Below are 23,653 nucleotides of genomic sequence, written 5' to 3' on the forward strand. Positions count from 1 at the left end.
ACTGCATTCGCTGCCCGCTGCGAGGTACGGCTGACATGGATTTCAAGCCGCTCCTCTTGTGGTCCGACATCCTGCTGTGGGCGATGGTCGCCGGCTGCGTGGCGCTCGCCTTTTACTGCCGACGGCAAGATTACCTGCGCCGCGCCTGGCGGCGCGTGGGCGAGTCGGGCGTGGCGATGTCGTCCGCCACGATACTGGCCGCCTTCGTCAGCGTCGGCCTGCTCGATTCGCTGCACTACCAGCCGCGGCTGCCGGCGCAGGAGGGCAGTACCGAGGCGCAGTACGCGCCCGAGGTGCTGTCGGCGCTCGACGCGCTGGTCGCCGATCTGCGCCTCAACAAGGAAAAGACCTACTCAGCGCCGCTTGCCACGCATGCCTTCGCGAAGGAAACGATGGAGCGCGATGGCGTGCAGACGCGCGACTACCCACGGCTGAAGTGGGGCGGTGCGCATCTCGAAGACGTGGCCGGGCGCGACAGTGATCTCGCGCGTCGCGCCGCAAGCGGCGCCTTCTACGGACTGCTGCTCTGGGCGGCGGTCGTCGGCGTGGCCGTCGGCCTGATGGCACTTGCGCGCGGCGCCCCCTATGGCGCCACCTGTCGCACCGTGTGGCAACCGGGCACCGCGGCAACCCGGCCCATCGCCTGGCGCGCGGTGTTCGCGACGCTGGCCGTGCTGAGCGTGATCGGCGGCATCACTGCGGCCTGGGCGGCTGGCTATCACGTGTTCGGCACCGACAAGGTCGGGCAGGACGTGCTCTATCTGTCGCTCAAATCGGTGCGCACCGCGCTGCTGATCGGCACGCTGACCACGCTGGTGACGCTGCCGCTGGCGGTCGCGCTGGGCCTGATCGCGGGTTTCCGCGGCGGCTGGTGGGACGACGCGATCCAGTACCTCTACACCGTGCTCAACTCCATCCCCGGCGTGCTGCTGATTGCCGCCATGGTGCTGATGATGCAGGTCGTCATCGACACCCACCCCGAATGGTTCGAAACCGCCGCCGAACGCGCCGATGCCCGGCTGCTGGCGCTCTGTTTCATCCTTGGCCTGACGTCATGGACCGGCCTGTGCCGACTGCTGCGCGCCGAAACCCTGAAGCTGCGCGAACTTGACTACGTGCAGGCAGCGCGTGCCTTCGGTGTCGGCGACGCGCGCATCATGGCGCGCCACATCCTTCCCAATCTGATGCACATCGTGCTGATCGCGCTGGTGATGGATTTCTCCGGCCTGGTGCTGTCCGAAGCCGTGCTGTCCTACATCGGCATCGGCGTCGACAGTTCGATGAACAGCTTCGGCACGATGATCAATGCGGCGCGCCTCGAACTGTCGCGCGAGCCGGTCGTGTGGTGGTCGCTCGCCGCAGCCTTCGTTCTGATGCTGGCACTTGTGCTGGCCGCCAACCTGTTTGCCGATGCGGTGCGCGATGCGTTCGACCCGCGTTTCCAGTGGCGCGCACGGCGCGTCGTGAAGAAGGTGGCCGCATGAGCGGACCGGACGTGAGACACGCGGTCGAGCCGCTGCTCGAGGTGCGCGGCCTGATCGCCGAGCTCGATACGCCGGCCGGCGTTGCGCGCGCGGTCGACGGCCTCGACTTCGAAGTGCGCGCCGGCGAAACCATGGCGCTGCTGGGCGAATCCGGCTGTGGCAAATCGATGACTGCCGGTGCGCTGATGCGCCTGCTGCCCGACGTCGGCTACATCGCCGGCGGTTCCGTGAAGCTGGCCGGGCGCGAACTGACCACGCTGACCGAAGCGCAGATGCGCGAAAGCCGCGGCAGCGACATGGCGATGATCTTCCAGGAACCGGCGACCAGCCTGAACCCGGTGCTCACCGTGCTGCAGCAGATCGGCGAGGTGCTGGCCACCCATCGCGGCCTGCGTGGCGCACCGGCGCGCGCCCGGGCGCTCGAGCTGCTGAACGCGGTCGGCATTCCCGACGCGGCGCGCCGGCTCGACGAATACCCGTTCCAGTTTTCCGGCGGCATGAAGCAGCGCGTGATGATCGCCATGGCGCTGGCCGGCGAGCCGCGCCTGTTGATTGCCGACGAGCCGACCACCGCGCTCGACGTGACCATACAGGCGCAGGTGCTCGACCTGCTGGCACGGCTGCAGCGCGAGCGCGGCATGGCGGTGCTGCTGATCACGCACGACCTCGGCGTGGTGGCGCGCATGGCGCACCACATCGGCGTCATGTACGCCGGCCAGCTCATCGAACAGGCGCCGCGTGCCGCCTTCTTCACGCGGCCGGCGCATCCGTATTCGAAGCTGCTGTTCGATGCGCTGCCGGATGCCGCGCGCCACGGCCGCGGCGAACTGGCGACCATCCCCGGTTCGGTGCCGCCGCTGACCACCGCCTTCACCGGCTGCCGCTTCGCCGACCGCTGCCCGCAGGCCTGGTCGCGCTGCCATGACGAAGCGCCGGCCTGGCATGAGGCGGGCGAGGCGCAGCGTGTGCGCTGCCATCTGTACGACCCGGCGGAGGCGGCACGCGCTGTGCCGCTGGCGGCTGTGGCATCGCAGGTTGCGGCGGATGACCGCTTGCCAAGGGCGCAGGCACCTTTGCTGTCGGTGCGCGACCTGAAAGTGCATTTCCCGATCCGCCGCGGTGTGCTGCAGCGCGTGGTCGGTCAGGTGCGCGCGGTCGATGGCGTGTCGCTCGACATCCGCCCGGGTCGAACGCTGGCGCTGGTCGGTGAATCCGGCTGCGGCAAGACCACGGTGGGCAAGGCCATCCTGCGGCTGATCGAACCGACCGATGGTTCGGTGAGCCTCGATGGCCAGGACGTCGGCAGCCTGTCGAGAAGCGCGCTGCGCAGCTTGCGCGCGCGCATGCAGATGGTGTTCCAGGACCCTTACGGCTCCTTGAACCCACGCATGCGGGTCGGCGAAATCATCGGTGAGGGCATGGGCGCGCTGCAGCAGGGCGGTGACGGCGTCGCGGTGGCGCGCCTGCTGGAACAGGTCGGCCTGCGCGCCGACATGGCCGATCGCTACCCGCACGAGTTTTCCGGCGGCCAGCGTCAGCGCATCGCCATCGCGCGCTCGCTGGCGGTGCAGCCCGCGCTGATCGTGTGCGACGAGCCCACATCGGCGCTCGACGTGTCCGTGCAGGCGCAGATACTGAATCTGCTGGGCCGGCTGCAGCGCGACATGGGGCTGGCCTATCTGTTCATCACGCACAACATCGCGGTGGTCGAACACCTCGCGCACGATGTGGCGGTGATGTACCTCGGACGCATCGTCGAGATCGGCAGCGTTGACCAGGTGCTCGGCGCGCCGCGTCATCCCTACACGAAGGCGCTGCTGTCGGCGGTGCCGCGCGCCGACCTTGACGCGGCCACCCTGCCGCAGAAGCTGGCCGGCGACCTGCCCTCGCCGGCCGATCCGCCGTCAGGCTGCCATTTTCACCCGCGCTGCCCGCGCGCGCAGGCGCGCTGTGGCACCGATGCGCCGGTGCTCGAAGGTCGTGACGGACGTCAGGCCGTGGCGTGCTGGTTCGCGGACTGAACGCGGCTTGGCGGACTGCGCGGTGAAGATCGGCACGTGAGAGCCGTTTGGGAGCAGCCCTTCGAAAGCGGCCCTATTAGGAGCGGCCCGGTGGGAGCTACCCGGTGGGAGTGGCGTCCCCGCCGCGATCCGGGCGTCGATCAAAGACCATCATGGCACTCATCGCGGCGGGGACGCCGCTCCCACAAGTCGCCGCTCGCACCGGTCGCCGTTCAAGCACAGACACCAGTCAATCACGGCCTTCGCGAGATGTACCGCCTCGCGAGGCTGCTGCAGCCGTGAATCGCGCTTGTTGCAAGCCCGAACGCTATTTTCCCGTCGCTGATTTTCCAGCCGGAATCACCGTCTTCTTCCGGGCGGGCGGTGCGCTGACCTTCTTCTTCTGCACGCCCGGCTTCACGGCCTTGCTGCCGGAGGCGGGCGTGACCGGCACGTTCACCCAGCGACCGTTGCGCTTGACGCGCTTGTATTTCGGCTTGTCGACGCCCAGGCGCGGCGCTTCTTCGGCGTTGCCGCCGTCCAGCGACAGGCTGCTGTTCTCGTCCGGCACCAGCAGCGTGCTGCCCGGGCCGATGCGCACGGTCGGTGACAGTCCGTTGAAACGGCGCAGCCGCCATTCGCTGACGCCGAAGCGTCGGATTACCGTGGCCAGCGTTTCCTTCGGCCCGAGCGTGTAGGTACGCCAGGGCGCGCCGGCGGTCGGTGCGGCGTCGGGGTTGCGGTTGTCCAGATTCGCCATGAAGGTATCGACCGCGTGCGCCGGCAGCACCAGTTGCGCGCCGCCCTTGCCGGTGCGGATGACCGGCCGCTTGTGCTGCGGGTTGAGCGCCTTGATTTCGGCCACCGGTACGTCGGCCAGCCGGGCAGCCGTGGCGAGGTCCATCGACGGCGCTTCGGCCACCTGGGCGAAATAGGGCTTGTTTGCGACCGATTCAAGTTCGATGCCGAACAGTTCGGGCTGCGCGATGATGTTCTTCAGCGCCTGCAGCTTGGGGACGTAGTGCCGCGTTTCGGCCGGCATGTTCAGCGAGGCGTAGTCGCTCGGCAACCCGGCCGCCTGGTTGCGCAACACGGCGCGCCCGACCGCGCCTTCGCCCCAATTGTAAGAGGCCAGCGCCAGATGCCAGTCGCCGTGCATTTCGTAGATTTTCTGCAGGTATTCGAGCGCCGCCTGGGTCGACGCGACGATGTCGCGCCGGTCGTCGCGCTGTGCGTTCTGTTCGAGACCGTACATCTTGCCGGTGGACGGGATGAACTGCCACAGACCGGACGCCTTGGCCACCGACAGTGCCTCCGGGTTGTACGCGCTCTCCACCATAGGCAGCAGTGCCAGTTCGGTCGGCAGGCCGCGCTTTTCGATCTCTTCGACGATGTGGAACATGTAGCGCCGGCCCCGCTCGGACATGCGTCGGAAGTAGTCGGGGCGGTTCAGATACCAGGCCTGGTGCTCGGCGACCAGCGGGTGGTCGAGGTCGGCCATGCCGAAGCCCTTGCGGATGCGCTCCCACAGGTCATCCGGCGGCAGCGTGAGGTCGACCGGTTTGATTTCGTCTTCCGGTGCGCGGACGATTTCGGTCGGTTCCGGGAAGGGGATGGGTTCCGCCTTGCCGGGTTTGATCCCCGGCGTGCGGCTGGTGTCACCCGGTTTTTTCGTCACACGGCTGCGTTCCGGCGTGCTGACGGATGACCGGGCAACGGGCGCGTCGCCGGTATTCTCGCTGACCACGCCGGTGGCCGCACAGCCGGCGAGCAGCAGGCCCGACAGCAGGATTGCGGCGCGGCGCAGGAGGGAATCGATGAAAAGCGGCATTGCTGCGAAAGAGCCAAACTCCGAATGCTAGCCACCCGGAGCATGCAGCGTCAAACCTGATTGCGGACGCTGCCGGCGTTGAAGAACCGAAGAAGAGACCGGAGACGGACCGCATGGGCAGCGCTTAGTTTCGTTTCGTCAGACACCCGCACGCGCGGCGCGGACGTGGCTTATCATGCGAAAAAAAGGGTATGTCCATGAAAGCGCTGATCATTGAAGATTCCCAGACGGGGCTCGCCGTCATCAGTCAGCATCTCGAACGGATGGGCATTCTGCCCATTGCGGCGACCGACGGAGAAGCCGGCATTGCGGCTTTCCGTGAACACAATCCGGACATCGTGCTGCTCGACGTGGTGCTGCCGGGCATCGACGGCTACGAGGTCGCGCGACGCATCCGCGCCATCGAGCAGTCGGGCGAATGGACACCCATCCTCTTCCTGACCGCTCGTACCGCCGACACCGATCTGGTGCAGGGAATTACCGCCGGCGGAGATGATTACCTGTTCAAGCCGGTCAGCGAAGTCGTCCTTGCGGCCAAGGTGCGCGCCATGCAGCGCATCCTGCAGATGCGTTATTCGCTGGTGGTGCTGACACGCAAGCTCGATGCCGCCAACCAGGAACTGACCCGGCTGAGTTCGCTTGACGGGCTGACCGGGTTGGCCAACCGCCGCCAGCTCGACGAAACCATCATGCGTGAATGGCGCCGCGCGGCGCGCTACAAGCGACCGATCGCGCTGGCGCTGGTCGATGTGGACAATTTCAAGCAGTACAACGATACCTACGGTCACATCGCCGGCGACGAATGCCTTAAAAGCGTTGCCAATGCATTGCTCGCGGTGTCGCGCCGACCGAGTGATCTGGTGGCGCGCTATGGCGGCGAGGAATTCGCGCTGGTGCTGCCGGAAACCGATCTGGGCGGAGCACAACGGGTCGGCGAGGGGCTATGCGACTCGATACGCGCGCTCGGCATCGAACATCGTGCCGTGCCGGGCGGCAAGCTGACCATCAGCGTCGGCGTCGCCAGCACGACACCCGGGCAGGACAGCGGTGGCCCGCAGAGCCTGCTTGCAGAAGCTGATTTCGCGCTCTATTCCGCGAAGACTGGCGGACGCGATCGCGTCGGCTTCAAGGTGCCGGAAGTCGCCGTGGAGTGATCCGGGGCCTTGTACGCATGTACGAGCACCCTGCGCATCCCGGTATTGAGGCTCACGCTGAGCTGTCGCCAACGCACCGGCAACGTCACCGGAAGGAACTCTTTGAAAAATGTGTCGAAACTTGACGCTGAAGAGGTGGTTGCCGATCGCAGGGGCTGCTACCTTTCAACGCGTGCCGTCTTCACGGAGTTGAGCCATGGACATCACCGGCCTGAACCGAGCCGTGCCGTCGCCGCGCCATCACAACGCCCCGCGTTTCGGATTGGCTGCGGCCCTGTGCGTGTGCGGCGTTGCAGCGTGGGCGCCAGCGACGGCGCAGACGATCGTGTCCGCAGGTCAGCAGATCGATCGGTACGGAGCCGTCGATCTGGGTGTGCTGTCGATGCAGGGCGGTACGATCATTTTTCGGGACGGCTTTCAGGGACCGTCAACCGCCACGAACGCCGTGCTCGGCAATGGCTGGATTGCTGCTTCCGGTTACTCGGCTCGACTTGAGTTTTACGGAACAACCCGGCTCCAGGGCGCAAGTTACGGCGCTTCGTTTCCGTCTGACGGCATGCACATCGCTGCCAGTGACTCGGAGAGCGTGTTTCCGCTCGATGCGATCAACAAGGGAGAGCTCTTCCAGACCGCCAACGGTCAATTGGTTCTCGGTGGCGGTGCGCGTTTCGTCAATGACGTCTACTCGACCTTCTGGATCCAGAACGATCTGGGCATGGTTCGAAGTTCCGTGCTCGCGCGGTCGTCCTTTGTCAATCGTAGCGGCTCCGTGATCAAGGCGTCCGGTACCGGCACAAGTGTCTTCGCGCTACCCGTGGTGCATGACTTCGGAAAGTTCGAGGTGTGGTCAGGCTCCCTGCATCTGGCAGCGGGCGGTTTTCATGACAACGCCTCTTTCTATGCGGATACGTTTGGCGGTTCTGCTCAGTACGGTATCTCCTTCTCTGGCTCTCACGTCTTCACCGGCTTCATGACCACCGAGACCGGTGGTCTGTCGCTGACCGAGCGCAGCCGCATCGCCTTGATGCGGGGCGGACGCTTTGATCTGGCGGAGTGGCAGCAACGGGCGAATGTTCTTGTCGCAGGCTTTCAAAGCCGCCTCGAAATCGGGCCCGACGCGACCCTTCACAACACGGGTTCTTTAGTGACGGCGAACAGCGGTGCGGTGCTGGCGGTCGGTGCAGGGACGTCGCCTGTCGCCCCGGGCCGCGGCCTTCTGATCAACGAAGGGTCCTTCTCGGGTGTGCTGCTGGGCAGCCGCGAGTCCGGCGCCTGTTCCAACGATCGATACGGCGATACCTGCGTGGTCAACGTCCGCAACGAACGGGGCAGCGAACTGACGTTTCTTCCGGTGCCGGAAGACGACCCGCTTTTTCCTGATAATGCCTCCGATTACAACGCCGTCGGCGTCTTCGAGAACGCTGGTCGGGTGCGCATCCCTGGAATCGTCGAACCTCTAAACGGCATAGCGACCGTGGTGGACGCCGACACCTTCATTCAGGATCGGCAGGGCGTGGCCACGCTGTTCAACACGCCGGAACTGGTTATCGACCCGGATGGAGAACTGCGCGTTGGCAGCTTCAGGCAGATCGAGGGTGACACGGTGGTCAATGGCAGGCTGACCGGGAATCAGATCGAATTCCTCGGCGGCACGCTCAGCGGCACCGGGACAATCGGTTATGGCTCCGGCGGTTTCAACGGCCAGATCTCGACGGGTGCCGTCGCCATCGGGCCGGGCAACTCGCCCGGCATCCTCACCATCGACGGCAACCTGGATGCGAACGGCACGATTTTCGACATCGAAATCGGCGGTCGCCTGGCGGGCATCGAACATGACCAGCTGGTCGTACTGGGTCAGGCGAATCTGCTGGACAGCATCGTGAACCTGCGCTTCATCGATGGCTTCATTCCGGATCAGGGCGACGTGTTCGAATGGCTGGTCGCTGACCCGCCATTCGTCGGTCTGGCGCCGGTGACCGTCAATGTCTTCAGCGACCTGGCCGTCATCCAGGGCGAAACCGACGGCCGCAGGTTCTATGTCAATGCCGTCACTGCGGTGCCGCTGCCGCCTGCCGTTTGGCTGTATGGAGCGGGGTTTCTGATGGTCGGTTACCTGGCCCGGCGCAGACGATGATCGTTGCCTGAGATGACCTGATCCATTCGAGCAAGCGGTTTTTCGCGTCGAGGACAGTGACCTGCCTGGCCACTCTTCAGTCTGGACAGGACACAGCTCGGTTAGCGGAACTTCGGACCCGGTTTGACGGTTCCGCGCGCGCTAGAACACATTCTTCCACTCCCGCAGAACCGCGAATACCTCGACCGGAGTATTCAACGTGCGGCCCGCGTGTGCTTCGGCGGCGCGGATGATTGCGGCTTCGCGTACCCGCAGGAAGGGGTTGGTGGCCAGTTCTTCGGCCAGTGCGAACGGCACACTGGGCTGGCCGTCCGCCCTGAGCTTGGCGACGCGCCGCTTGCGGGCGATCAGTGCCTGATTGTCCGGTTCGACTGCGAGTGCGAAGCGCAGATTGGATTCCGTATATTCGTGCGCGCAGTAGATACGCGTGTGCAGCGGCAGCGAGGCGATGCGTGAAAGCGAGTGCCACATCTGCTCGGCGGTGCCTTCGAACAGCCGGCCGCATCCGGCGGCGAACAGGGTGTCGCCGCAGAAAAGCGCATCGCCGCCATACCAGGCGATGTGGCTGCGCGTGTGGCCGGGCACTTCGAGCACGCTGAGGCCAACGCCCAGCCAGGGCAGGTCGATGCGCCGGCCCTCCGCCACGCGCTCGGTCACGTCGGAGATGCGCTCGTCTGCCGGGCCATATACGCGGGCACCGCTGTGGCGCACCAGTTCGGCAACGCCGCCGATGTGGTCGCTGTGGTGATGGGTGAGCAGGATCGTGTCGAGCGTGAGGTGGTGCCGGTCAAGTGCGGCGAGCACCGGTGTGGCGTCACCCGGGTCGACTGCCAGCGCGCGCGTTCCGTTTGCGACCAACCAAAGATAATTGTCGCCAAACGCGGGTATCGGATATATCTTCATCCGCCCGATTCTGGCGTGAGGCTGAAGCAATGACAATGCGTCTGCCTCACGCGTGACGATTCACCGCCCCGTAAAACATGTCGATTCCCGGTTTGCACGAATGGCTGGATACCCCGCAGGGACAGTACGTCCAGCGCTGGGAGCATGCACAGGTCGACGAGATGGTGGCCGACGTGTTCGGTTACAACGCGGTACAGATCGGCCTGCTGCAGCACGACTACCTGCGCGCCAACCGGATGCCGTTCAAGCTGTACAGCGACGATGCGCGCCCCGGTCCGATGCCGGCGCTGGTGTGCGACCCGGTGCATCTTCCGTTTCCGGCCACCAGCGTCGATCTGGTGGTGCTGCCGCATGTACTTGAATTCGCCGCTGACCCGCACGCCGTATTGCGCGAGGTCGAGCGCGTGCTGGTGCCCGAAGGTCAGGTGCTGGTGACCGGCTTCAACCCGTTCAGCCTGTGGGGCGCACGCCGCCGCCTGCAGGAACGCGAGCCCTTTCCGTGGAATGGCGACTGGCTGTCGGTGCCGCGCCTGCGCGACTGGTTCAAGCTGCTCAGCCTGGACACGCAGGCCGGCTGTTTCGGCTGCTACCGCCCGCCGGTGCGCAGCGAAAAATGGCTGGCGCGCTGGAGTTTCATCGAATCCGCCGGTGACCGCTGGTGGCCCTTTCTGGGTGGCACCTACGTGCTGCAGGGGGTCAAGCGGGTGCATGGCATGCGCCTCATTACGCCGAAATGGAGCGACCGCCGCGCCGCCGCGCGGGCCGTCGCCAGCGTCGGCAGCGCCAATCGCAACACCGTGCCGGACCGCAAGTTCGGCACCTGAACCTGGAGCAAACCTTGGACGACGTGATTATCTACACCGACGGTGCCTGCAGCGGCAACCCGGGCCCGGGCGGCTGGGGCGCACTGCTCAAATCCGGGGCCGTGGAGCGCGAACTGTCGGGCGGCGAGCGCGCGACAACGAACAACCGCATGGAACTGATGGCGGTGATCGAGGCGCTCAACGCACTGAAGAAGCCGGTGCGCGCCGTGGTCTATACCGATTCGCAATATGTGCAGAAGGGCATCAGCGAGTGGATACATGGCTGGAAGCGCAAGGGCTGGAGAACGGCGGGTGGCGATCCGGTCAAGAACGTCGACCTTTGGCAGGCGCTTGACGCGGCGGCGCGCGTGCATGAAGTCGAATGGAAATGGGTCAAGGGCCACGCCGGCCACCCGGAAAACGAACGCGTCGACCGGCTCGCGCGCGACGCGATTCCTGTGCGCGGCGCGTAAGCGTGACGGCTGGCTGTAGAATGCGCGGCGCTGCAGTCCGACCTGTTTCCAGACTTCCCTTCCAATGAAACGCCAGATCATCCTCGACACCGAAACGACCGGGCTGGAATGGCAGAACGGCGACCGGCTGATCGAGATCGGCTGCGTCGAAATGGTGGGTCGCAAGCGTACCGGCCGGCAACTGCACCGCTTCGTCAATCCGGAGCGCGAGGTGCCGGAAGGGGCCGTCGCCATTCACGGCATCACGACCGAGTTTCTCGCCGACAAGCCGAAATTCCGCGATGTGGCAGCGGAGTTCGTCGATTTCGTGCGCGACGCCGAACTGGTCATTCACAACGCCGCATTCGACGTCGGTTTCATCGACAACGAACTGAACCTGATCGGGCTGCCGCTGCTGCGCACCATCACCAGCGGCCCGCCGATCGACACCGTGCGCATGGCGCGCGACATGTTCCCCGGCAAGCGCGCCAATCTCGATGCGCTGTGCGAGCGCTTCGGCATCGACAATACGCATCGCGAGTTCCACGGCGCGCTGCGCGACGCCGAACTGCTGGTCGAGGTGTATCTGGCGATGACGCGTGGTCAGGAAAGCCTGATCATCGATCTCGAACCGGATGCCGCAACGGTGCGCAGTGCCGGGCCGACGCGCGTTTCCGGTGCATTGCGCCGCGTGCGGGCGAGCGACGCTGAGCGGGCCGAACATGAACGCGTGCTGGCGGAGATCGACAAGGCCAGCGGCGGCGCCACGGTATGGCGCGCCATCGAGCCGGTCGCGCCGGCATGAACATCGGGTCTGCCGGTACGTACCGCCAGACCCTGCCGGGGCAGGTTTCTTGCTTCGGCCATTCCACATTTCCGGACGCTGCGCCAACCCGGCACTGACGTCCGGCGATGCATAACCATGACAGGAGATCCCGAATGAGTGCGCACAAAATCCCCGCCACCCTGATACCCGGCGACGGTATCGGCCCCGAAATCATGGACGCCGCGCTGGCTGCGCTGGATGCCGTCGGTGCGCCATTCGAGTGGGATACCCAGCCGGCCGGCATGGGCGCGCTCAAGACGCATGGTGATCCGCTGCCGGAGGCGACGCTGGAAAGCATCCGCCGCACCCGGCTCGGCCTGAAGGGCCCGCTGGAAACACCGGTCGGTGGCGGCTTCCGCTCGATCAACGTGCGCCTGCGCGAGGCTTTCAAGCTGTACGCCAACATCCGTCCGGCGCGCACGCTGATCCCGGGCGGCCGCTACGACAACATCGATCTCATCGTCTGCCGCGAAAACCTCGAAGGCCTGTACATGGGCTATGAGCACTTCATCCCGATCGAGGGCGACCCGCACGCGGTGGCCATGTCGACCGGCGTGAACACCCGTCAGGGCGCGCGCCACATTCTCGAATACGCGTTCGAACACGCCATCGCCCTCGGCCGCAAGAAGGTGACCGTGGTGCACAAGGCCAACATCATGAAGGCGCTGACCGGCATCTTCCTGGAGACCGCCGAACAGATGTACGAAGAGCGTTACAAGGGCCGCATCCAGTTCGAACAGGTCATCGTCGACGCCTGCTGCATGAAGCTGGTGATGAATCCGTGGCAGTTCGACGTGCTGGTGACCACCAACCTGTTCGGCGACATCCTGTCCGACCTGACCGCCGGTCTGGTCGGTGGTCTGGGCATGGCGCCGGGCTCGAACATCGGCGCCGACGCGGCGATTTTCGAAGCGGTACATGGATCGGCACCCGACATCACAGGCAAGGGCATCGCCAACCCCACTGCATTGGTACTGGCGTCCGCGCTGATGCTCGACCACGTGAAACTGCAGGACATGGGTGACCGCATCCGCAAGGCGGTGTCGGATACGCTGAACATCGACAACGTGCGCACCGGCGATCTCGGCGGCAAGGCGACGACGAAGCAATACACCGACGCCCTGGTCGCGCGCATCCGCAACAGCTGATCGCGGTCGGGGCTGTCGCGGTAGCGGCGTCCTCGCTGCAATAGGCATGGCGGCGGTTCCCTTGGCGCGCGGCCGCCTCGCCGCTCCCACAGGGGCTCCTCCCACAGGGGCTCCCTGTTCCCACTCAACTGCGCTCACCACAAGGCCGCGCAGATCCCGGATGAAACGGCGAACGCTCCCGCAGTCATGGCCCGTGGGGCCATGCACTCAGCGCAGATTGCCGCGGTAGCGCTGCACATCGATCACGCTGACCGGGCTTGCGGCATTGCTCCAGCTGCCGCGGATGTGTGACACGACGAGCGCGATGTCCTCGTCGCTCAGACTGGCGGCGAACGGGGGCATGCCGAATGGACGCGGATTGCCCTGCGTGGCGGGCGCGAAGCCGCCACCGAGCACGATGCGCAGCGGATTGGCCGGCGGGTCCAGCGTCACCGCGCGGTTGCCGTCGAGCGCCGGATAGATGGGGCCGGATCCTTCGCCCTGCTCGCCGTGGCAATTCGCGCAGTGGTCGGCATACAGCCGTGCGGCGCGGGCGCGCTGCGCGTCGTCCAGCGTGATAGCCCGGCCGGTCGCTGGCGCAGAAGGCGCCGCAGGCAACGCCTGCAGATAGGTCGCCATCGCGTCCAGATCGCTGGCGGACAGATATTGCGTGCTGCCGTACACCACCTCGGCCATCGGCCCGGCGACCGAGGCGTCGTGCGTGATGCCGTCGCGCAGCAGCGCGATGACGTCGTCTCGTTCCCAGCCCTGAACGCCCGCCTCATGCGGTGAGCCCAGCGACGGCGCATACCAGTTCTGGCCTGCCATCAGCCCGCCAGCCAGCTTGTCCGCGTCTTCGCTGGCGCCCAGCGCGTTGCGCGGTGCGTGGCACGCGCTGCAATGGCCGAGCCCCTGAACAAGGTAGGCGCCGCGGTTCCAGGCTGCGGACTGTGACGCGTCAGCCTGGAATACCGCCGGTTTGAAATAGAGCGCCCGCCAGACGGCCAGTGCGGTCTGCGAGTCGTACGGGAAACGCAGCACATGCGGCCGGCTGGCTTGCTGTGTCGCGGGCAGCGTCTGCAGATAGGCCCACAACGCATCCGAATCTTCGCGCGTGACATGGGTGTAGCTCGTGTAGGGAAAGGCCGGATAGAGCAGTCGGCCATCGCGCGAGCGTCCTTCGTGCAGCGCCCGCCAGAAATCGGTGGCTGTCCAGCGGCCCAGACCGGTGTCGGGGTCGGGGGTGAGATTGCTGGTGTAGAAGGTGCCGAACGTGGTGTCGATGGCGCGCCCGCCGGCCCATGGCGTGCCGCCGCGTGCGCTGTGGCACGCCATGCAGTTGCCGGCGCGCGCCAGATACTCGCCGCGTGCGACGAGTTCAGCCGGTGGTGCAGCGACGCGGGATGCGTTGGCAATCGCGGGCGTGTCCGGACCGGGGTTATGGCGGGTCGACCACCAGACCAGTGCTGCCAGCAGCGCGACGAGCGGAACGATCAATACGACGCGCTTCATCGTGCGGCTCCTCCCGCCGTCTGCGAGGCTGGCACGCCACCGCAGCGCAGCGGCAGGTCGCGCGCCGGCATGGCAGCGGGTCTGGCGCCGGCCGGCACTGTCTGTGCGGCCAGCCATTGCGATACCGCGCTGATGTCGACTGCGCTCAGCTGCTTGACGATCTGTGCCATGCAGTCTGGTGTGTGTGCCTGGCGGATGCCGCTTTTCCAGGCGCTCAGCTGGGCGGCCAGATAGTCGCGCGGCAGGCCGATCAGGCCTGGAATCGCGGGCGCTACGCCCATCAATGCGTCACCGTGGCAGCTGGCACAGGCAGGAAGATCGCGCGCTGCGTCGCCCTTGCGCACGAGTTCTTCGCCGCGGGTGAGCGCCGCGTTGGGGCCGGTGGCACGCACGGCCGGGTAGGGCAGGTCGAGCGCGGCGAAGTGGTCGGCCATGTCGCGCAGGTAGTCGTCACCGAGCGTCTGCAGCAGTTCGGACATCAAGGGGTACTGGCGGCGACCGTCGCGGAAGTTCAGCAACTGGTTGTGCAGATAGCCTGCCGGCTTGCCGGCGATGCGCGGGTAGTAGCCGTCCGGGCCGGCGCGACCTTCGGCGCCGTGACAGCCGGTACAGGCGAGCACGCGCTGCGCCATCGTGTCTTCGACGAGGGGCGCAGCGAGTGCCGAAAAAGAGAAAAGCGCGCAGCAGGTGAGCAGCAGGCGCTGCATCGGCAGACGGAAAGGGCGGGATTCAAACAGACGTTTCATCGGAGCGGGCCGAGCAGGCAGAAAGGAGGCGGATGATAAGGGCCACGCCCCGGCATGCACGGTTATGGTGCGATGCCGCGCCCCCGCGGTCGAGATCAGAGCCGGCGGATCTTCTGCAGCAGCGCGCTCGTCGAGCGTTCGTGTTCGAAGGCGATCGACTCGACGCGACCGCCCCACGCCAGCACTTCACGCGCGCCGATGATGCGGTCGATCGGCCAGTCGCCGCCCTTGACCAGCACCTCGGGACGACAGGCAAGGATGAGGTCGAGCGGGGTGTCGGCGTCGAACCAGGTGACGAGGCTGACCGATTCCAGCGCCGCAATGACGGCTGCACGATCTGTCAGCGGATTGACCGGGCGGTCATCGCCCTTGCCCAGCCGACGTACCGACGCATCGGTGTTCAATGCCACGATCAGCGAGCCACCGAGCGCACGCGCCTGTGCCAGGCAGGTCACGTGACCGCGATGCACGATATCGAAGCAGCCGTTGGTGAATACCCGAGGTCCGGGCAGATCGGCAGCGCGCGCCGACAGATCGGCCGGCGCGCACAGTTTGCCCTCAAAGGCCGGTGTGCCGCCGTGCATCAAGCTGCCGTGGCGAACTGCTTGCGGAAGCGGTTCAGGTCGCTGATGGACTTGAAGCTTTCACCGAACAGCGAACCGAGATTGCGCAGGATGCCGCCGATGACACGCGCTTCGCAGTCCTTGTCGAAGCGGATCTGCTGATCCAGCCAGTGTTCGAGCCAGTCAGGGTCGGGCAGGCGGGACTGTATGGTGTCGCGCGGGTAGAGCGCCTTGCTGACGTGCAGGTTGGTCGGGTGCAGCGGCTTGCCCGCACGCCCACTGGCCGCCATCAGCATGCCGATCTTGGAAAATGCCGCGCGCGCCGTGTCGCCGGTGCGCTCGATGGCGCGCTTCATGTACTTCAGATAGGCGCCACCATGCCGTGCCTCGTCGCGCGACAGCAGCCCATAGATGTGCTTGATGACCGGCTCGGTGTGCCATTCCGACGCACGGCGATACCATTGGGTCAGCCGCACTTCGCCGCAAAAATGCAGCATCAGCGTTTCCAGTGCCGGTGCGGGATCGAACTCGAAGCGTACTTCGTGCAGTTCCTGCTCGGTCGGTGACAGGTCGGGCCGGAAGCGGCGCAGGTATTCGAGCAGCACCAGCGAATGCTTCTGTTCCTCGTAGAACCACACCGACATGAAGGCGCAGAAGTCGGAATCGTCGCGGTTGTCGCGCAGGAACATTTCGGTTGCCGGCAGCGCGGACCACTCGGTGATGGCATTCATCTTGATGGTCAGCGCCTGTTCGTCCGACAGCCGCGACGCGTCGAAACCGTCCCAAGGCACGTCTTTGTCCATGTCCCAGCGGGCGGATTCAAGTGACTTGAACAGTTCAGGGTAGAGCATGGGCGGGCTCCTCGGGAAAACGCCATTTTACGCGAGCACAAGTCAGCATGATGAATGCTGTACGTGTACGACCGGTGAGATCAAACCACGTTCAGCGCGTTGAGGATGGATGAAATAGACGGACGAATGGGCCGTTATCGAGCTGGCGGGGCGTGCTCGGTGCATATTTCAGGAGAAATTCCCGGCCGGTTAGCGCGCGCCGGGTAAGTGCGGAACTCAGTTGAGGGGCGTGGTCGGCGAATCCGGCAGCCGGGCCGCGCGCCACTCGGCCAGTGTGTCGGGCACGCTGCGGATGGCGCCGATCACCGATACGCCCGGGATGCTCGCCAGTCGCTCGTGCGCACCCGCGCCGCCGACCCAGATGTCCACGGTGTCCGGCAGTGATTCACGCAGGGTACGAACGCCGGCGAGTGCCTGGCGCAGCGGATAGGCAGCGCTGAAGGAGAGCGCCACGATGTCGGCCGCCGAGGTCAAGGCCGATGCGCGGATGTCGGTCAGTGGCATGCGGGGCCCGAGCGAACAGCACTGCGCGCCTTCAGACGCAAGCATCACCTCCACCATCAGCAGGCCGAGGCCATGTTCCTCTTCCGGCAGTGTGGTCAGCAACACGCGCGGCGGCGTGGCCGGCCGGGTGTAGCTGGCAAGGGCACCGCGCAGGAAGCTCTGCACCTGCTCGGTGTAGAAATGTTCTTCGGGTACGCCCAGTTCGCCGCGTATCCAGGCTTCGCCGATAACCACGTTGAGCGGTGCGACAAGACCCGAAACCAGTCCCTGCAGACCTCTTTCGAGCAAGCTGCGCTGAAACAGGTCGCGCAGTGCGGGCACATCGTGCCGTCGTATCGCTGCCAGTACGTCGTCGGTCGGTACGCCGCCATCCGGTGCGACCGGCACACCTGTGCCGCGCTCAGCTTCGACAATCCGCTGCAGTTCCGCCTCGCTGGCGGCCAGCAGCTTGCCTGGCCGCCAGCCCTGATCCAGCAATCTGCGGATCAGGCGCAACCGATTGACGTCTTCGGGCGTATACAAACGCTCGCCAGATTCATCGCGGGCAGGCTGGGGAAATCCATAGCGTCTCTCCCACACGCGCAGCGTATCTTTGGGAAGGCCTGTTTCGCGTTCGACGGCGCTGATCGTCATTCGACCGGAGCCGTTGGCATCATGTTTCATATTGTCCTGGACAAACCATTGACACGACGTTCAATGCGCCCTAGATTAAGAGCGACAGATAGTTTTGTCCAGGACAAAATAGGGGAGTCAGTCATGAAGCACACTGCTGTAGCCGGTCTGTTTTTCGCAGGAATGGGTGCTTTCAGCAGCACGTGCGTGGCACGGATGCCCGGCACGGATGAGCCGTCGGTTACGGCAAAGACGGCGCAGGTCGCGTTGGCTGAACCGGCCACGTCTGTGCATAAGCCGACCCCCAACGAAACGCTCATTCACCTGCACCGCGCGGTAACGGGCATTCATTTCCTGCCGCCGGCGTTTTCCGAAACGGCGGTTCGCTGTTGTGAGCCCAGTCGTGCGTCGCGCTGACTGGTTGCTTGCTGCTGTCTTCACACTGACGACCGGAGCCGCCATGGCCGAAACCTGTCCGACGCTGCTTGACCGATCGCTGCCCGGCCTGCTTGATGGCAAGCCGAGATCGCTGTGCGAATTCAGCGGCCGTGTGCTGCTTGTCGTCAATACCGCAAGTCGCTGCGGCTTTACCCGCCAGTACGAAGGCCTGGAAAAACTGCAGTCACGCTTCGGCGCGCGCGGTCTTACGGTGCTTGGTTTCCCGTCAAACGATTTCGGCAATCAGGAGCCGGGCAGCAACAAGGACATCGCAGAGTTCTGCAGCATGACCTATGGGGTCAAGTTTCCGATGTTTTCGAAAACCGCTGTGAAGGGCGCGCAGCGGCACCCCTTCTACGCAGACCTCACACGCCTGACCGGCGTCGAACCGGCATGGAATTTCCACAAGTATCTGATCGCAAAAGATGGCAGCACGATCACGTCTTTTCCGAGCAATGTTGCGCCGGAATCGCCCGAAATGATCGCTGCCATAGAGGCTGCGCTGGCACGATAATGTCGATGTCCATTTGCCGTTCATGGGTAGTGTCAAGGTAAAGTTACGCTTTGCTGCGGCGGCGGGTGCCGGCCGCATATCACCCAAGGCGGTTCCAGGAGAATTATGAGAATTGCAGTCGTGGGTTCCGGAATTTCCGGGCTCGCAGCCGCATGGCTGCTGTCGCGCGAACACCACGTCACGCTGTTCGAACAGCATGACCGTCTCGGCGGTCACTCGAACACGCTTGATGTTGAACTGGATGGAGTGCGCCATCCGGTGGACACCGGTTTCATCGTATTCAACCGGGCGACCTACCCGCACCTGTGCAGCCTTTTCGCTCATCTGGGCGTGGACATCGCGGACAGCGAAATGAGCTTCGGTGTCAGTCTGCGCGACTCCGGCATCGAATGGAGCGGCAGCAGCCTCGCCACGGTGTTCGCCCAACCGGCGAATCTCGCCCGGCCGAAGTTCTGGCGAATGTTGCAGGACATCATGCGCTTCAACAGCGAAGTGACCGAGCGTGCGGCCAACGGCAGCGCAGAGCACCTGTCGCTCGGTGAGTTTCTGGTGAAGCATCGCTATAGCGAGTCCTTCCGGGACTGGTATTTGCTGCCGATGGCGGCAGCAATCTGGTCCTGCCCGACCCATACGATGATGGCTTACCCGCTCGCCACGTTTGCCCGGTTCTGCCACAACCACGGATTGCTGCGCGTGAATGATCGACCGCAGTGGCTCACCGTGCGCGGCGGCTCGCGCGAGTACGTGAAGAAGATTGCGGCGCTGCTCGTCGACGTACGACGCGCAGCAGCAGTGACCCGCGTGCGTCGGACCGAAGAGGGCGTGTGGATCGATGCGGCTGGCGCCTCTACCTGCTTCGATCAGGTTGTGATGGCCAGTCATTCCGATGAGTCGCTCGCCCTGCTGGGCGAATCCGCGACCCCTGCCGAACAGCGGCTGCTTGGCGCCATACGTTACCAGCCCAATCACGCGGTGCTGCACACAGACACACAGTTGCTGCCGCGCAACCGGCGCGTCTGGTCAGCGTGGAATTACCTGGCGGGCGAAGGCGCGCCCGACGAGCGGCCGGTCAGCGTGTCCTACCTGATGAATCGTTTGCAGCCGCTGCCGTTCAGGCAGCCTGTCGTGGTGACGCTGAACCCGTTCATCGAACCCGATCCGGCCAGCGTGATCGCGCGCATCGAGTATGCGCACCCGCTGTTCGACGGTCCGGCGATCGATGCGCAGCAGCGGCTGCCGGAAATACAGGGCCGCGATCGCATCTGGTTCTGCGGCGCGTGGACCGGCTACGGTTTTCACGAGGACGGCCTGTCATCGGCGGTGCGCGTGGCGCGTCAGCTCGGTGCCGACGTGCCCTGGCAACGCAGCGAACCGGTGCTTGCCGCATGATGGCTGCAAGCGATGTCAGCCTGTGCCGCGGCGCTGTCATGCACGAGCGGACCGCACAGGTCCGTCGCCGCTTTGCGTACCAGTTGTTCTTCATGCGTTTTCGCCTCGATGCACTGGGCAAGGCGAAGATTCCGATGCTCGCACTGAACCGCTGGGCGCCGTTGTCGCTGCACTACCGTGATCACGGTGCGCGAGACGGATCGCATCCGCTGCCCTGGATACGCGAATTGCTGGCGCATGAGGGGCTGGCCGGCGTCGATGGGGAAGTCATCCTGCAAACCATGCCGCGGCTGTTCGGTTATGTGTTCAACCCGGTCAGCTTCTGGTTTTGTCACGACGCCGACGGTGCCTTGCGCGCCGTGCTGTGCGAGGTCAGCAACACCTTCGGCGAACGCCATGCCTACCTCGTGTCGCATGACGACCGTCGCCCCATCCTGAATGGCGAGTGGCTGGAAACGCGCAAGGTTTTCCACGTGTCGCCCTTCTTTCCGGTCAGCGGTCGCTATCGCTTCCGTTTCGATCAGCGCGACACCCAGCATGCGGTCGCGATCGACTACTTCGAAGGCACGGATCGGCAGTTGCGCACGCGTGTCTCAGGGCGCGCCGTGCCGATGAGTCGCGCCGTGGCGTGGCGTGCGCTGGCGGCTTTCCCGCTGATGACGCTGGGCGTGATCGCGCGCATACACATTCAGGCATTTCACCTGTGGCGCGCAAACGTGCCCTTTTTCAGAAAACCCGCTCCTCCAGTACAGGAATTGACCCGATGAACCAACCGGATGCCATCATCGCGCTTGCGCGACACGGAAAGCTTCCATCGGCCGCGCGCCACGTATTCAAACTGCTTGAACGCATCGAGCACGGCTGGCTGATGATGTCGCTGCCGGACGGCGAAATGGTGTCTTTCGGCGGCCGGGGCGAGCCGGTTGAAATGCGCGTTCGCGACTGGGGAGTGTTCGACCGCGTGATCGCGCGTGGCGACATCGGTCTCGGCGAAGCGTGGTTCGACGGCCTGTGGGACACCGACGAGCTCGGCCGCGTCCTGACGCTGTTCGCGCAGAACCGCGACGCGCTGCAGCGTGCGGTGCATGGCAATCTGCTCGCGCTGGTGTTTGCGCGCATGCGACATCTCGGACGTGCCAATACACGACGCGGCAGCCGCCGCAACATCGTCGCTCACTACGATCTGGGCAACGAGTTCTACGGCCTGTGGCTGGATGGCAGCATGACCTACTCGAGCGCACTGTACGAGGGCGACACCCGACGCGACCTGGAAACGGCGCAGCGCGCCAAGTACCAGCGCATTGCGCGCGTGATGGGGCTGTCGGCCGACGACAGCGTGATCGAGATCGGTTGCGGCTGGGGTGGTTTCGCCGAGGTCGCCGCGCAGCGTTCCGGTGCGCGCGTGCACGGCGTCACACTGTCGCCCGCACAACTTGCATGGGCACGACAGCGCGCCGAGCGTGGCGGCTATGCCGACCGCGCGACCTGCGAATTGCGTGATTACCGTGACCTGCGCGGCAAGGCTTCGCACATCGTATCGATCGAAATGCTCGAGGCGGTCGGCGAGCGCTGGTGGCCGACCTATTTCGCGAAGCTCGACAGCCTGCTGGCATCCGGCGGACAGGCGGTGGTCCAGACGATCAGCATCGCCGACGATCTGTTTGCGCGTTACCGTAAAGGCACTGACTTCATCCAGCAGTATATTTTCCCCGGCGGCATGCTGCCGTCGCCCAGCGTGTTCGTGCAGCAGGCGGAAAAGGCCGGCCTGCAGGTACGCGACGATTTCCGTTTCGGGCTGGACTATGCGCTCACCCTGGCACGCTGGCGCGCCATTTTCGAAGCGCGCACCGACGCCTTGCGCGCGCTGGGCTTCGATCGGCGCTTCCAGCGGCTGTGGCGCTTCTATCTCGCTTACTGCGAGGCGGGCTTTCGTGCCGGTTCGATCGACGTTCATCAATTTCATCTGGAGAAAACCTGATGCGCCGAATTCTTGTCTTGCTGTTGATGGTCGCCGGCATTGCCTCCGCCCAGCCTCTGGCGGGTGCCGGCGACTTGCTGCCCGACCTGAAGCCGCTCGGCAAGGGGGAAATGCGCTGGTTCGGTTTCAAGCTGTACGACGCTTCGCTGTGGGCCAGCGGCGGCACCTATTCGCCGGACGGCGGTTTCGCGCTGAGCCTCCGCTACGCCCGTTCGTTCGAGGGCTACAAGCTGGCGGAAGCGAGCATTGACGAGATCAAGCGGCTGGGCGAGCGTGACAAGAAGCGGCTGGCACGCTGGAAGGACACCTTGACGGGCGTGTTTCCCGACGTGAAGGAAGGCGACGTGCTGACCGGCGTGAAGATGCCTGACGGCAGCGCGCGTTTCTTCCACCAGGGTGTCGAACTGCCGGCGATCGAGGACACGGCGCTATCCGACGCCTTCTTCGCCATATGGCTTGACGCCCGCACGCGTGAGCCCAGGCTGCGCACCCGCCTGCTGGCCGAATCGCTCCCTTCAAGTTGAGATCGTCTCGCCTGTTTGCCTATGGCGTGCTCGGCGCGCCACTGGCCGCCGCGGCGTTGCCCATTTACGTCCACATACCGAAGCTTTACGCAGACAGTTTCGGCGTATCGCTGACGGTACTGGGCATCGTGCTGTTCGCAGCGCGCTTGCTCGACGCCCTGATCGACCCGCTGATTGGCGCTGCCAGTGATCGTGCGCGGAGTCGCCGCCGACTGGTGTGGATAGGTCTGCTGCCGCTGGCGCTCGGGCTGCTCGCACTGGTGCGCCCGCCCGAAGGCACCGACCCGGTGTTCTGGCTGATCGGTGCGCTGGCACTGGTCTATGCCGGCTACAGCATCAGCACCATCAACTATTACGCCTGGGGCGCCGAACTATCGGCAACGCCGGCACTCGGCACCCGACTGGTCGCGGTGCGCGAAGGCTGCGCGCTGGTTGGCGTCGTGGCGGCGTCCATCGCGCCCGGCCTGCTGGCGCCGGATGCGGCACAGGGTCTTTGGCAGGCGGTGCTCTACTGGCTGCCCTTGCTGGCGGTGAGCGCGGTCATCACGCTGTTTGCCGTGCCGGAAGCAAGCCATGTGCGGCCGCTGCGACACGAGCCGCTGCGCGCCGTGCTGGGCGAGGTACTGCAGAACCGGCGCTTCCGCCGTCTTCTAGTGGTGTTTGCGCTCAATGGCATCGCGTCCGCCATTCCGGCCACATTGGTGTTGTTCTTCATCGCCGACGTACTCGGCGCAGCGCAGCGGGAAGGTCTGTTTCTGGCGCTGTATTTCGTTGCCGGCGTACTGGCGCTGCCGCTGTGGACGCGCCTGTCGGACCGCTACGGTCGCGCACGCAGCTGGGCGGCGTCGATGGTGCTGGCGATATCGGTCTTCGCCTGGGCGTTCACGCTCGGCCCGGGCGACGACACGGCCTTCATGCTGATCTGTGCCGCATCGGGCATCGCGCTGGGTGCCGACCTCGCGTTGCCGGCGGCGCTGGTGGCCGGCCTGGTCGGCCGGCGCGATGAGCCGCTGTCGGCTGGCGGCAGCTTCGGCGTGTGGAACTTCGTCACCAAGATGAATCTGGCACTGGCCGCCGGTCTGGCACTGCCGCTGCTCGGCCTGCTCGGCTATCAGCCAGGCGCCACCGACGCTGATGCACGACTGGCGCTGGCGGCGGTCTATGGCCTGGTGCCACTGGCGCTCAAGGCGGCCGCTTGCGTGCTGCTGTGGCGCCATGCGGACTGGCTTGAACCGGAAGTGGAACCCGAATTGACGAACGAAACGGCAACCGGAACGGAAGCCGGATATGGAGGACTGAAATCGTGAG

General features: G+C 65.3%; 22 protein-coding genes. 15 read left to right on the forward strand and 7 right to left on the reverse strand.

Annotated features, from left to right (window positions below):
• The first annotated feature begins 35 nt into the window (after positions 1 to 35).
• Entirely contained in the window at positions 36 to 1,484 is a 1,449-nt protein-coding gene (locus Q8R75_RS09705; protein ID WP_305615859.1) for an ABC transporter permease, read from the forward strand.
• Positions 1,481 to 3,505: an ABC transporter ATP-binding protein gene (locus Q8R75_RS09710; protein WP_305615874.1), complete on the forward strand. Its 2,025-nt coding sequence runs from the start codon at positions 1,481 to 1,483 to the stop codon at positions 3,503 to 3,505. Before Q8R75_RS09705 ends, Q8R75_RS09710 begins: the two co-directional genes overlap by 4 nt.
• A 307-nt stretch (positions 3,506 to 3,812) precedes the next feature.
• Here Q8R75_RS09710 and Q8R75_RS09715 read toward each other — a convergent pair whose 3' ends face one another.
• Complete coding sequence (locus tag Q8R75_RS09715; protein WP_305615876.1) at positions 3,813 to 5,315, reverse strand: transglycosylase SLT domain-containing protein; 1,503 nt, start codon at positions 5,313 to 5,315, stop codon at positions 3,813 to 3,815.
• A 197-nt stretch (positions 5,316 to 5,512) separates the two neighbouring features.
• On the opposite strand from Q8R75_RS09715, the gene Q8R75_RS09720 reads away from it, so the two are divergent.
• Both Q8R75_RS09720 and Q8R75_RS09725 read left to right on the forward strand, forming a co-directional pair.
• Positions 5,513 to 6,469, forward strand: coding sequence for a diguanylate cyclase (locus Q8R75_RS09720; protein ID WP_305615878.1), 957 nt, complete (start codon positions 5,513 to 5,515; stop codon positions 6,467 to 6,469).
• Between the two features lie 196 nt (positions 6,470 to 6,665).
• Complete coding sequence (locus tag Q8R75_RS09725) at positions 6,666 to 8,603, forward strand: hypothetical protein (protein WP_305615880.1); 1,938 nt, start codon at positions 6,666 to 6,668, stop codon at positions 8,601 to 8,603.
• Positions 8,604 to 8,744: 141 nt separating this feature from the next.
• Here the strand turns inward: Q8R75_RS09725 and gloB are convergent, their stop codons facing one another.
• Positions 8,745 to 9,506: a hydroxyacylglutathione hydrolase gene (gloB, locus tag Q8R75_RS09730; RefSeq protein ID WP_305615882.1), complete on the reverse strand. Its 762-nt coding sequence runs from the start codon at positions 9,504 to 9,506 to the stop codon at positions 8,745 to 8,747.
• Positions 9,507 to 9,583: 77 nt separating this feature from the next.
• Here gloB and Q8R75_RS09735 point away from each other — a divergent pair, with 77 nt between their 5' ends.
• From Q8R75_RS09735 to Q8R75_RS09750, 4 genes are all read left to right on the forward strand, one after another.
• On the forward strand, positions 9,584 to 10,330 hold the full coding sequence (locus Q8R75_RS09735) for a class I SAM-dependent methyltransferase (RefSeq protein ID WP_305615884.1): 747 nt from the start codon (positions 9,584 to 9,586) through the stop codon (positions 10,328 to 10,330).
• Between the two features lie 14 nt (positions 10,331 to 10,344).
• Complete coding sequence (rnhA, locus tag Q8R75_RS09740) at positions 10,345 to 10,782, forward strand: ribonuclease HI (RefSeq protein ID WP_305615886.1); 438 nt, start codon at positions 10,345 to 10,347, stop codon at positions 10,780 to 10,782.
• A gap of 64 nt (positions 10,783 to 10,846) precedes the next feature.
• The gene (gene dnaQ, locus Q8R75_RS09745; protein WP_305615888.1) at positions 10,847 to 11,566 is read left to right on the forward strand and encodes a DNA polymerase III subunit epsilon; all 720 of its coding nucleotides are present in this window, start codon (positions 10,847 to 10,849) and stop codon (positions 11,564 to 11,566) included.
• A 134-nt stretch (positions 11,567 to 11,700) separates the two neighbouring features.
• Positions 11,701 to 12,735 (forward strand): isocitrate/isopropylmalate family dehydrogenase, encoded by a 1,035-nt coding sequence (locus Q8R75_RS09750; protein ID WP_305625980.1) that lies wholly within the window; start codon positions 11,701 to 11,703, stop codon positions 12,733 to 12,735.
• Positions 12,736 to 12,942: 207 nt separating this feature from the next.
• Here Q8R75_RS09750 and Q8R75_RS09755 read toward each other — a convergent pair whose 3' ends face one another.
• From Q8R75_RS09755 to Q8R75_RS09775, 5 genes are all read right to left on the reverse strand, one after another.
• Complete coding sequence (locus Q8R75_RS09755; protein ID WP_305611870.1) at positions 12,943 to 14,226, reverse strand: cytochrome c; 1,284 nt, start codon at positions 14,224 to 14,226, stop codon at positions 12,943 to 12,945.
• Positions 14,223 to 14,972: a cytochrome c4 gene (locus tag Q8R75_RS09760; protein ID WP_305611871.1), complete on the reverse strand. Its 750-nt coding sequence runs from the start codon at positions 14,970 to 14,972 to the stop codon at positions 14,223 to 14,225. The genes Q8R75_RS09755 and Q8R75_RS09760 overlap by 4 nt, the downstream gene beginning before the upstream one ends.
• 95 nt (positions 14,973 to 15,067) lie before the next feature.
• Positions 15,068 to 15,556, reverse strand: a complete 489-nt coding sequence (locus tag Q8R75_RS09765) for an adenylyltransferase/cytidyltransferase family protein (RefSeq protein WP_305611872.1) — start codon at positions 15,554 to 15,556, stop codon at positions 15,068 to 15,070.
• On the reverse strand, positions 15,556 to 16,386 hold the full coding sequence (locus tag Q8R75_RS09770; protein ID WP_305611873.1) for a ferritin-like domain-containing protein: 831 nt from the start codon (positions 16,384 to 16,386) through the stop codon (positions 15,556 to 15,558). Before Q8R75_RS09770 ends, Q8R75_RS09765 begins: the two co-directional genes overlap by 1 nt.
• 216 nt (positions 16,387 to 16,602) lie before the next feature.
• Positions 16,603 to 17,523: a MerR family transcriptional regulator gene (locus Q8R75_RS09775; protein WP_305611874.1), complete on the reverse strand. Its 921-nt coding sequence runs from the start codon at positions 17,521 to 17,523 to the stop codon at positions 16,603 to 16,605.
• A gap of 123 nt (positions 17,524 to 17,646) precedes the next feature.
• On the opposite strand from Q8R75_RS09775, the gene Q8R75_RS09780 reads away from it, so the two are divergent.
• The 7 genes from Q8R75_RS09780 (at position 17,647) to Q8R75_RS09810 (ending at position 23,652) form a co-directional block, all read left to right on the forward strand.
• Positions 17,647 to 17,919 (forward strand): hypothetical protein, encoded by a 273-nt coding sequence (locus Q8R75_RS09780; RefSeq protein ID WP_305611875.1) that lies wholly within the window; start codon positions 17,647 to 17,649, stop codon positions 17,917 to 17,919.
• Between the two features lie 43 nt (positions 17,920 to 17,962).
• On the forward strand, positions 17,963 to 18,454 hold the full coding sequence (locus tag Q8R75_RS09785) for a glutathione peroxidase (protein ID WP_305611876.1): 492 nt from the start codon (positions 17,963 to 17,965) through the stop codon (positions 18,452 to 18,454).
• A 105-nt stretch (positions 18,455 to 18,559) separates the two neighbouring features.
• On the forward strand, positions 18,560 to 19,843 hold the full coding sequence (locus tag Q8R75_RS09790; protein ID WP_305611877.1) for an FAD-dependent oxidoreductase: 1,284 nt from the start codon (positions 18,560 to 18,562) through the stop codon (positions 19,841 to 19,843).
• Positions 19,840 to 20,610, forward strand: coding sequence for a DUF1365 domain-containing protein (locus Q8R75_RS09795; RefSeq protein WP_305611878.1), 771 nt, complete (start codon positions 19,840 to 19,842; stop codon positions 20,608 to 20,610). The genes Q8R75_RS09790 and Q8R75_RS09795 overlap by 4 nt, the downstream gene beginning before the upstream one ends.
• On the forward strand, positions 20,607 to 21,821 hold the full coding sequence (locus Q8R75_RS09800) for a cyclopropane-fatty-acyl-phospholipid synthase family protein (RefSeq protein ID WP_305611879.1): 1,215 nt from the start codon (positions 20,607 to 20,609) through the stop codon (positions 21,819 to 21,821). The genes Q8R75_RS09795 and Q8R75_RS09800 overlap by 4 nt, the downstream gene beginning before the upstream one ends.
• On the forward strand, positions 21,821 to 22,345 hold the full coding sequence (locus Q8R75_RS09805) for a chalcone isomerase family protein (protein WP_305611880.1): 525 nt from the start codon (positions 21,821 to 21,823) through the stop codon (positions 22,343 to 22,345). Before Q8R75_RS09800 ends, Q8R75_RS09805 begins: the two co-directional genes overlap by 1 nt.
• Complete coding sequence (locus Q8R75_RS09810; RefSeq protein WP_305625981.1) at positions 22,342 to 23,652, forward strand: MFS transporter; 1,311 nt, start codon at positions 22,342 to 22,344, stop codon at positions 23,650 to 23,652. Before Q8R75_RS09805 ends, Q8R75_RS09810 begins: the two co-directional genes overlap by 4 nt.
• The last annotated feature ends 1 nt before the right edge of the window (position 23,653 follow it).

Origin of the sequence: Methyloversatilis sp., from assembly GCF_030696805.1 — a bacterium.
Lineage (GTDB): Bacteria > Pseudomonadota > Gammaproteobacteria > Burkholderiales > Rhodocyclaceae > Methyloversatilis.

Coding starts and splice junctions, on each gene's coding strand:
- Q8R75_RS09705 (WP_305615859.1), top strand. CDS start 36: ATGGATTTCAAGCCGCTCCTCTTGTGGTCCGACATCCTGCTGTGGGCG.
- Q8R75_RS09710 (WP_305615874.1), top strand. CDS start 1,481: ATGAGCGGACCGGACGTGAGACACGCGGTCGAGCCGCTGCTCGAGGTG.
- Q8R75_RS09715 (WP_305615876.1), bottom strand. CDS start 5,315: ATGCCGCTTTTCATCGATTCCCTCCTGCGCCGCGCCGCAATCCTGCTG.
- Q8R75_RS09720 (WP_305615878.1), top strand. CDS start 5,513: ATGAAAGCGCTGATCATTGAAGATTCCCAGACGGGGCTCGCCGTCATC.
- Q8R75_RS09725 (WP_305615880.1), top strand. CDS start 6,666: ATGGACATCACCGGCCTGAACCGAGCCGTGCCGTCGCCGCGCCATCAC.
- gloB (WP_305615882.1), bottom strand. CDS start 9,506: ATGAAGATATATCCGATACCCGCGTTTGGCGACAATTATCTTTGGTTG.
- Q8R75_RS09735 (WP_305615884.1), top strand. CDS start 9,584: ATGTCGATTCCCGGTTTGCACGAATGGCTGGATACCCCGCAGGGACAG.
- dnaQ (WP_305615888.1), top strand. CDS start 10,847: ATGAAACGCCAGATCATCCTCGACACCGAAACGACCGGGCTGGAATGG.
- Q8R75_RS09750 (WP_305625980.1), top strand. CDS start 11,701: ATGAGTGCGCACAAAATCCCCGCCACCCTGATACCCGGCGACGGTATC.
- Q8R75_RS09755 (WP_305611870.1), bottom strand. CDS start 14,226: ATGAAGCGCGTCGTATTGATCGTTCCGCTCGTCGCGCTGCTGGCAGCA.
- Q8R75_RS09760 (WP_305611871.1), bottom strand. CDS start 14,972: ATGAAACGTCTGTTTGAATCCCGCCCTTTCCGTCTGCCGATGCAGCGC.
- Q8R75_RS09765 (WP_305611872.1), bottom strand. CDS start 15,556: ATGCACGGCGGCACACCGGCCTTTGAGGGCAAACTGTGCGCGCCGGCC.
- Q8R75_RS09770 (WP_305611873.1), bottom strand. CDS start 16,386: ATGCTCTACCCTGAACTGTTCAAGTCACTTGAATCCGCCCGCTGGGAC.
- Q8R75_RS09775 (WP_305611874.1), bottom strand. CDS start 17,523: ATGACGATCAGCGCCGTCGAACGCGAAACAGGCCTTCCCAAAGATACG.
- Q8R75_RS09780 (WP_305611875.1), top strand. CDS start 17,647: ATGAAGCACACTGCTGTAGCCGGTCTGTTTTTCGCAGGAATGGGTGCT.
- Q8R75_RS09785 (WP_305611876.1), top strand. CDS start 17,963: ATGGCCGAAACCTGTCCGACGCTGCTTGACCGATCGCTGCCCGGCCTG.
- Q8R75_RS09790 (WP_305611877.1), top strand. CDS start 18,560: ATGAGAATTGCAGTCGTGGGTTCCGGAATTTCCGGGCTCGCAGCCGCA.
- Q8R75_RS09795 (WP_305611878.1), top strand. CDS start 19,840: ATGATGGCTGCAAGCGATGTCAGCCTGTGCCGCGGCGCTGTCATGCAC.
- Q8R75_RS09800 (WP_305611879.1), top strand. CDS start 20,607: ATGAACCAACCGGATGCCATCATCGCGCTTGCGCGACACGGAAAGCTT.
- Q8R75_RS09805 (WP_305611880.1), top strand. CDS start 21,821: ATGCGCCGAATTCTTGTCTTGCTGTTGATGGTCGCCGGCATTGCCTCC.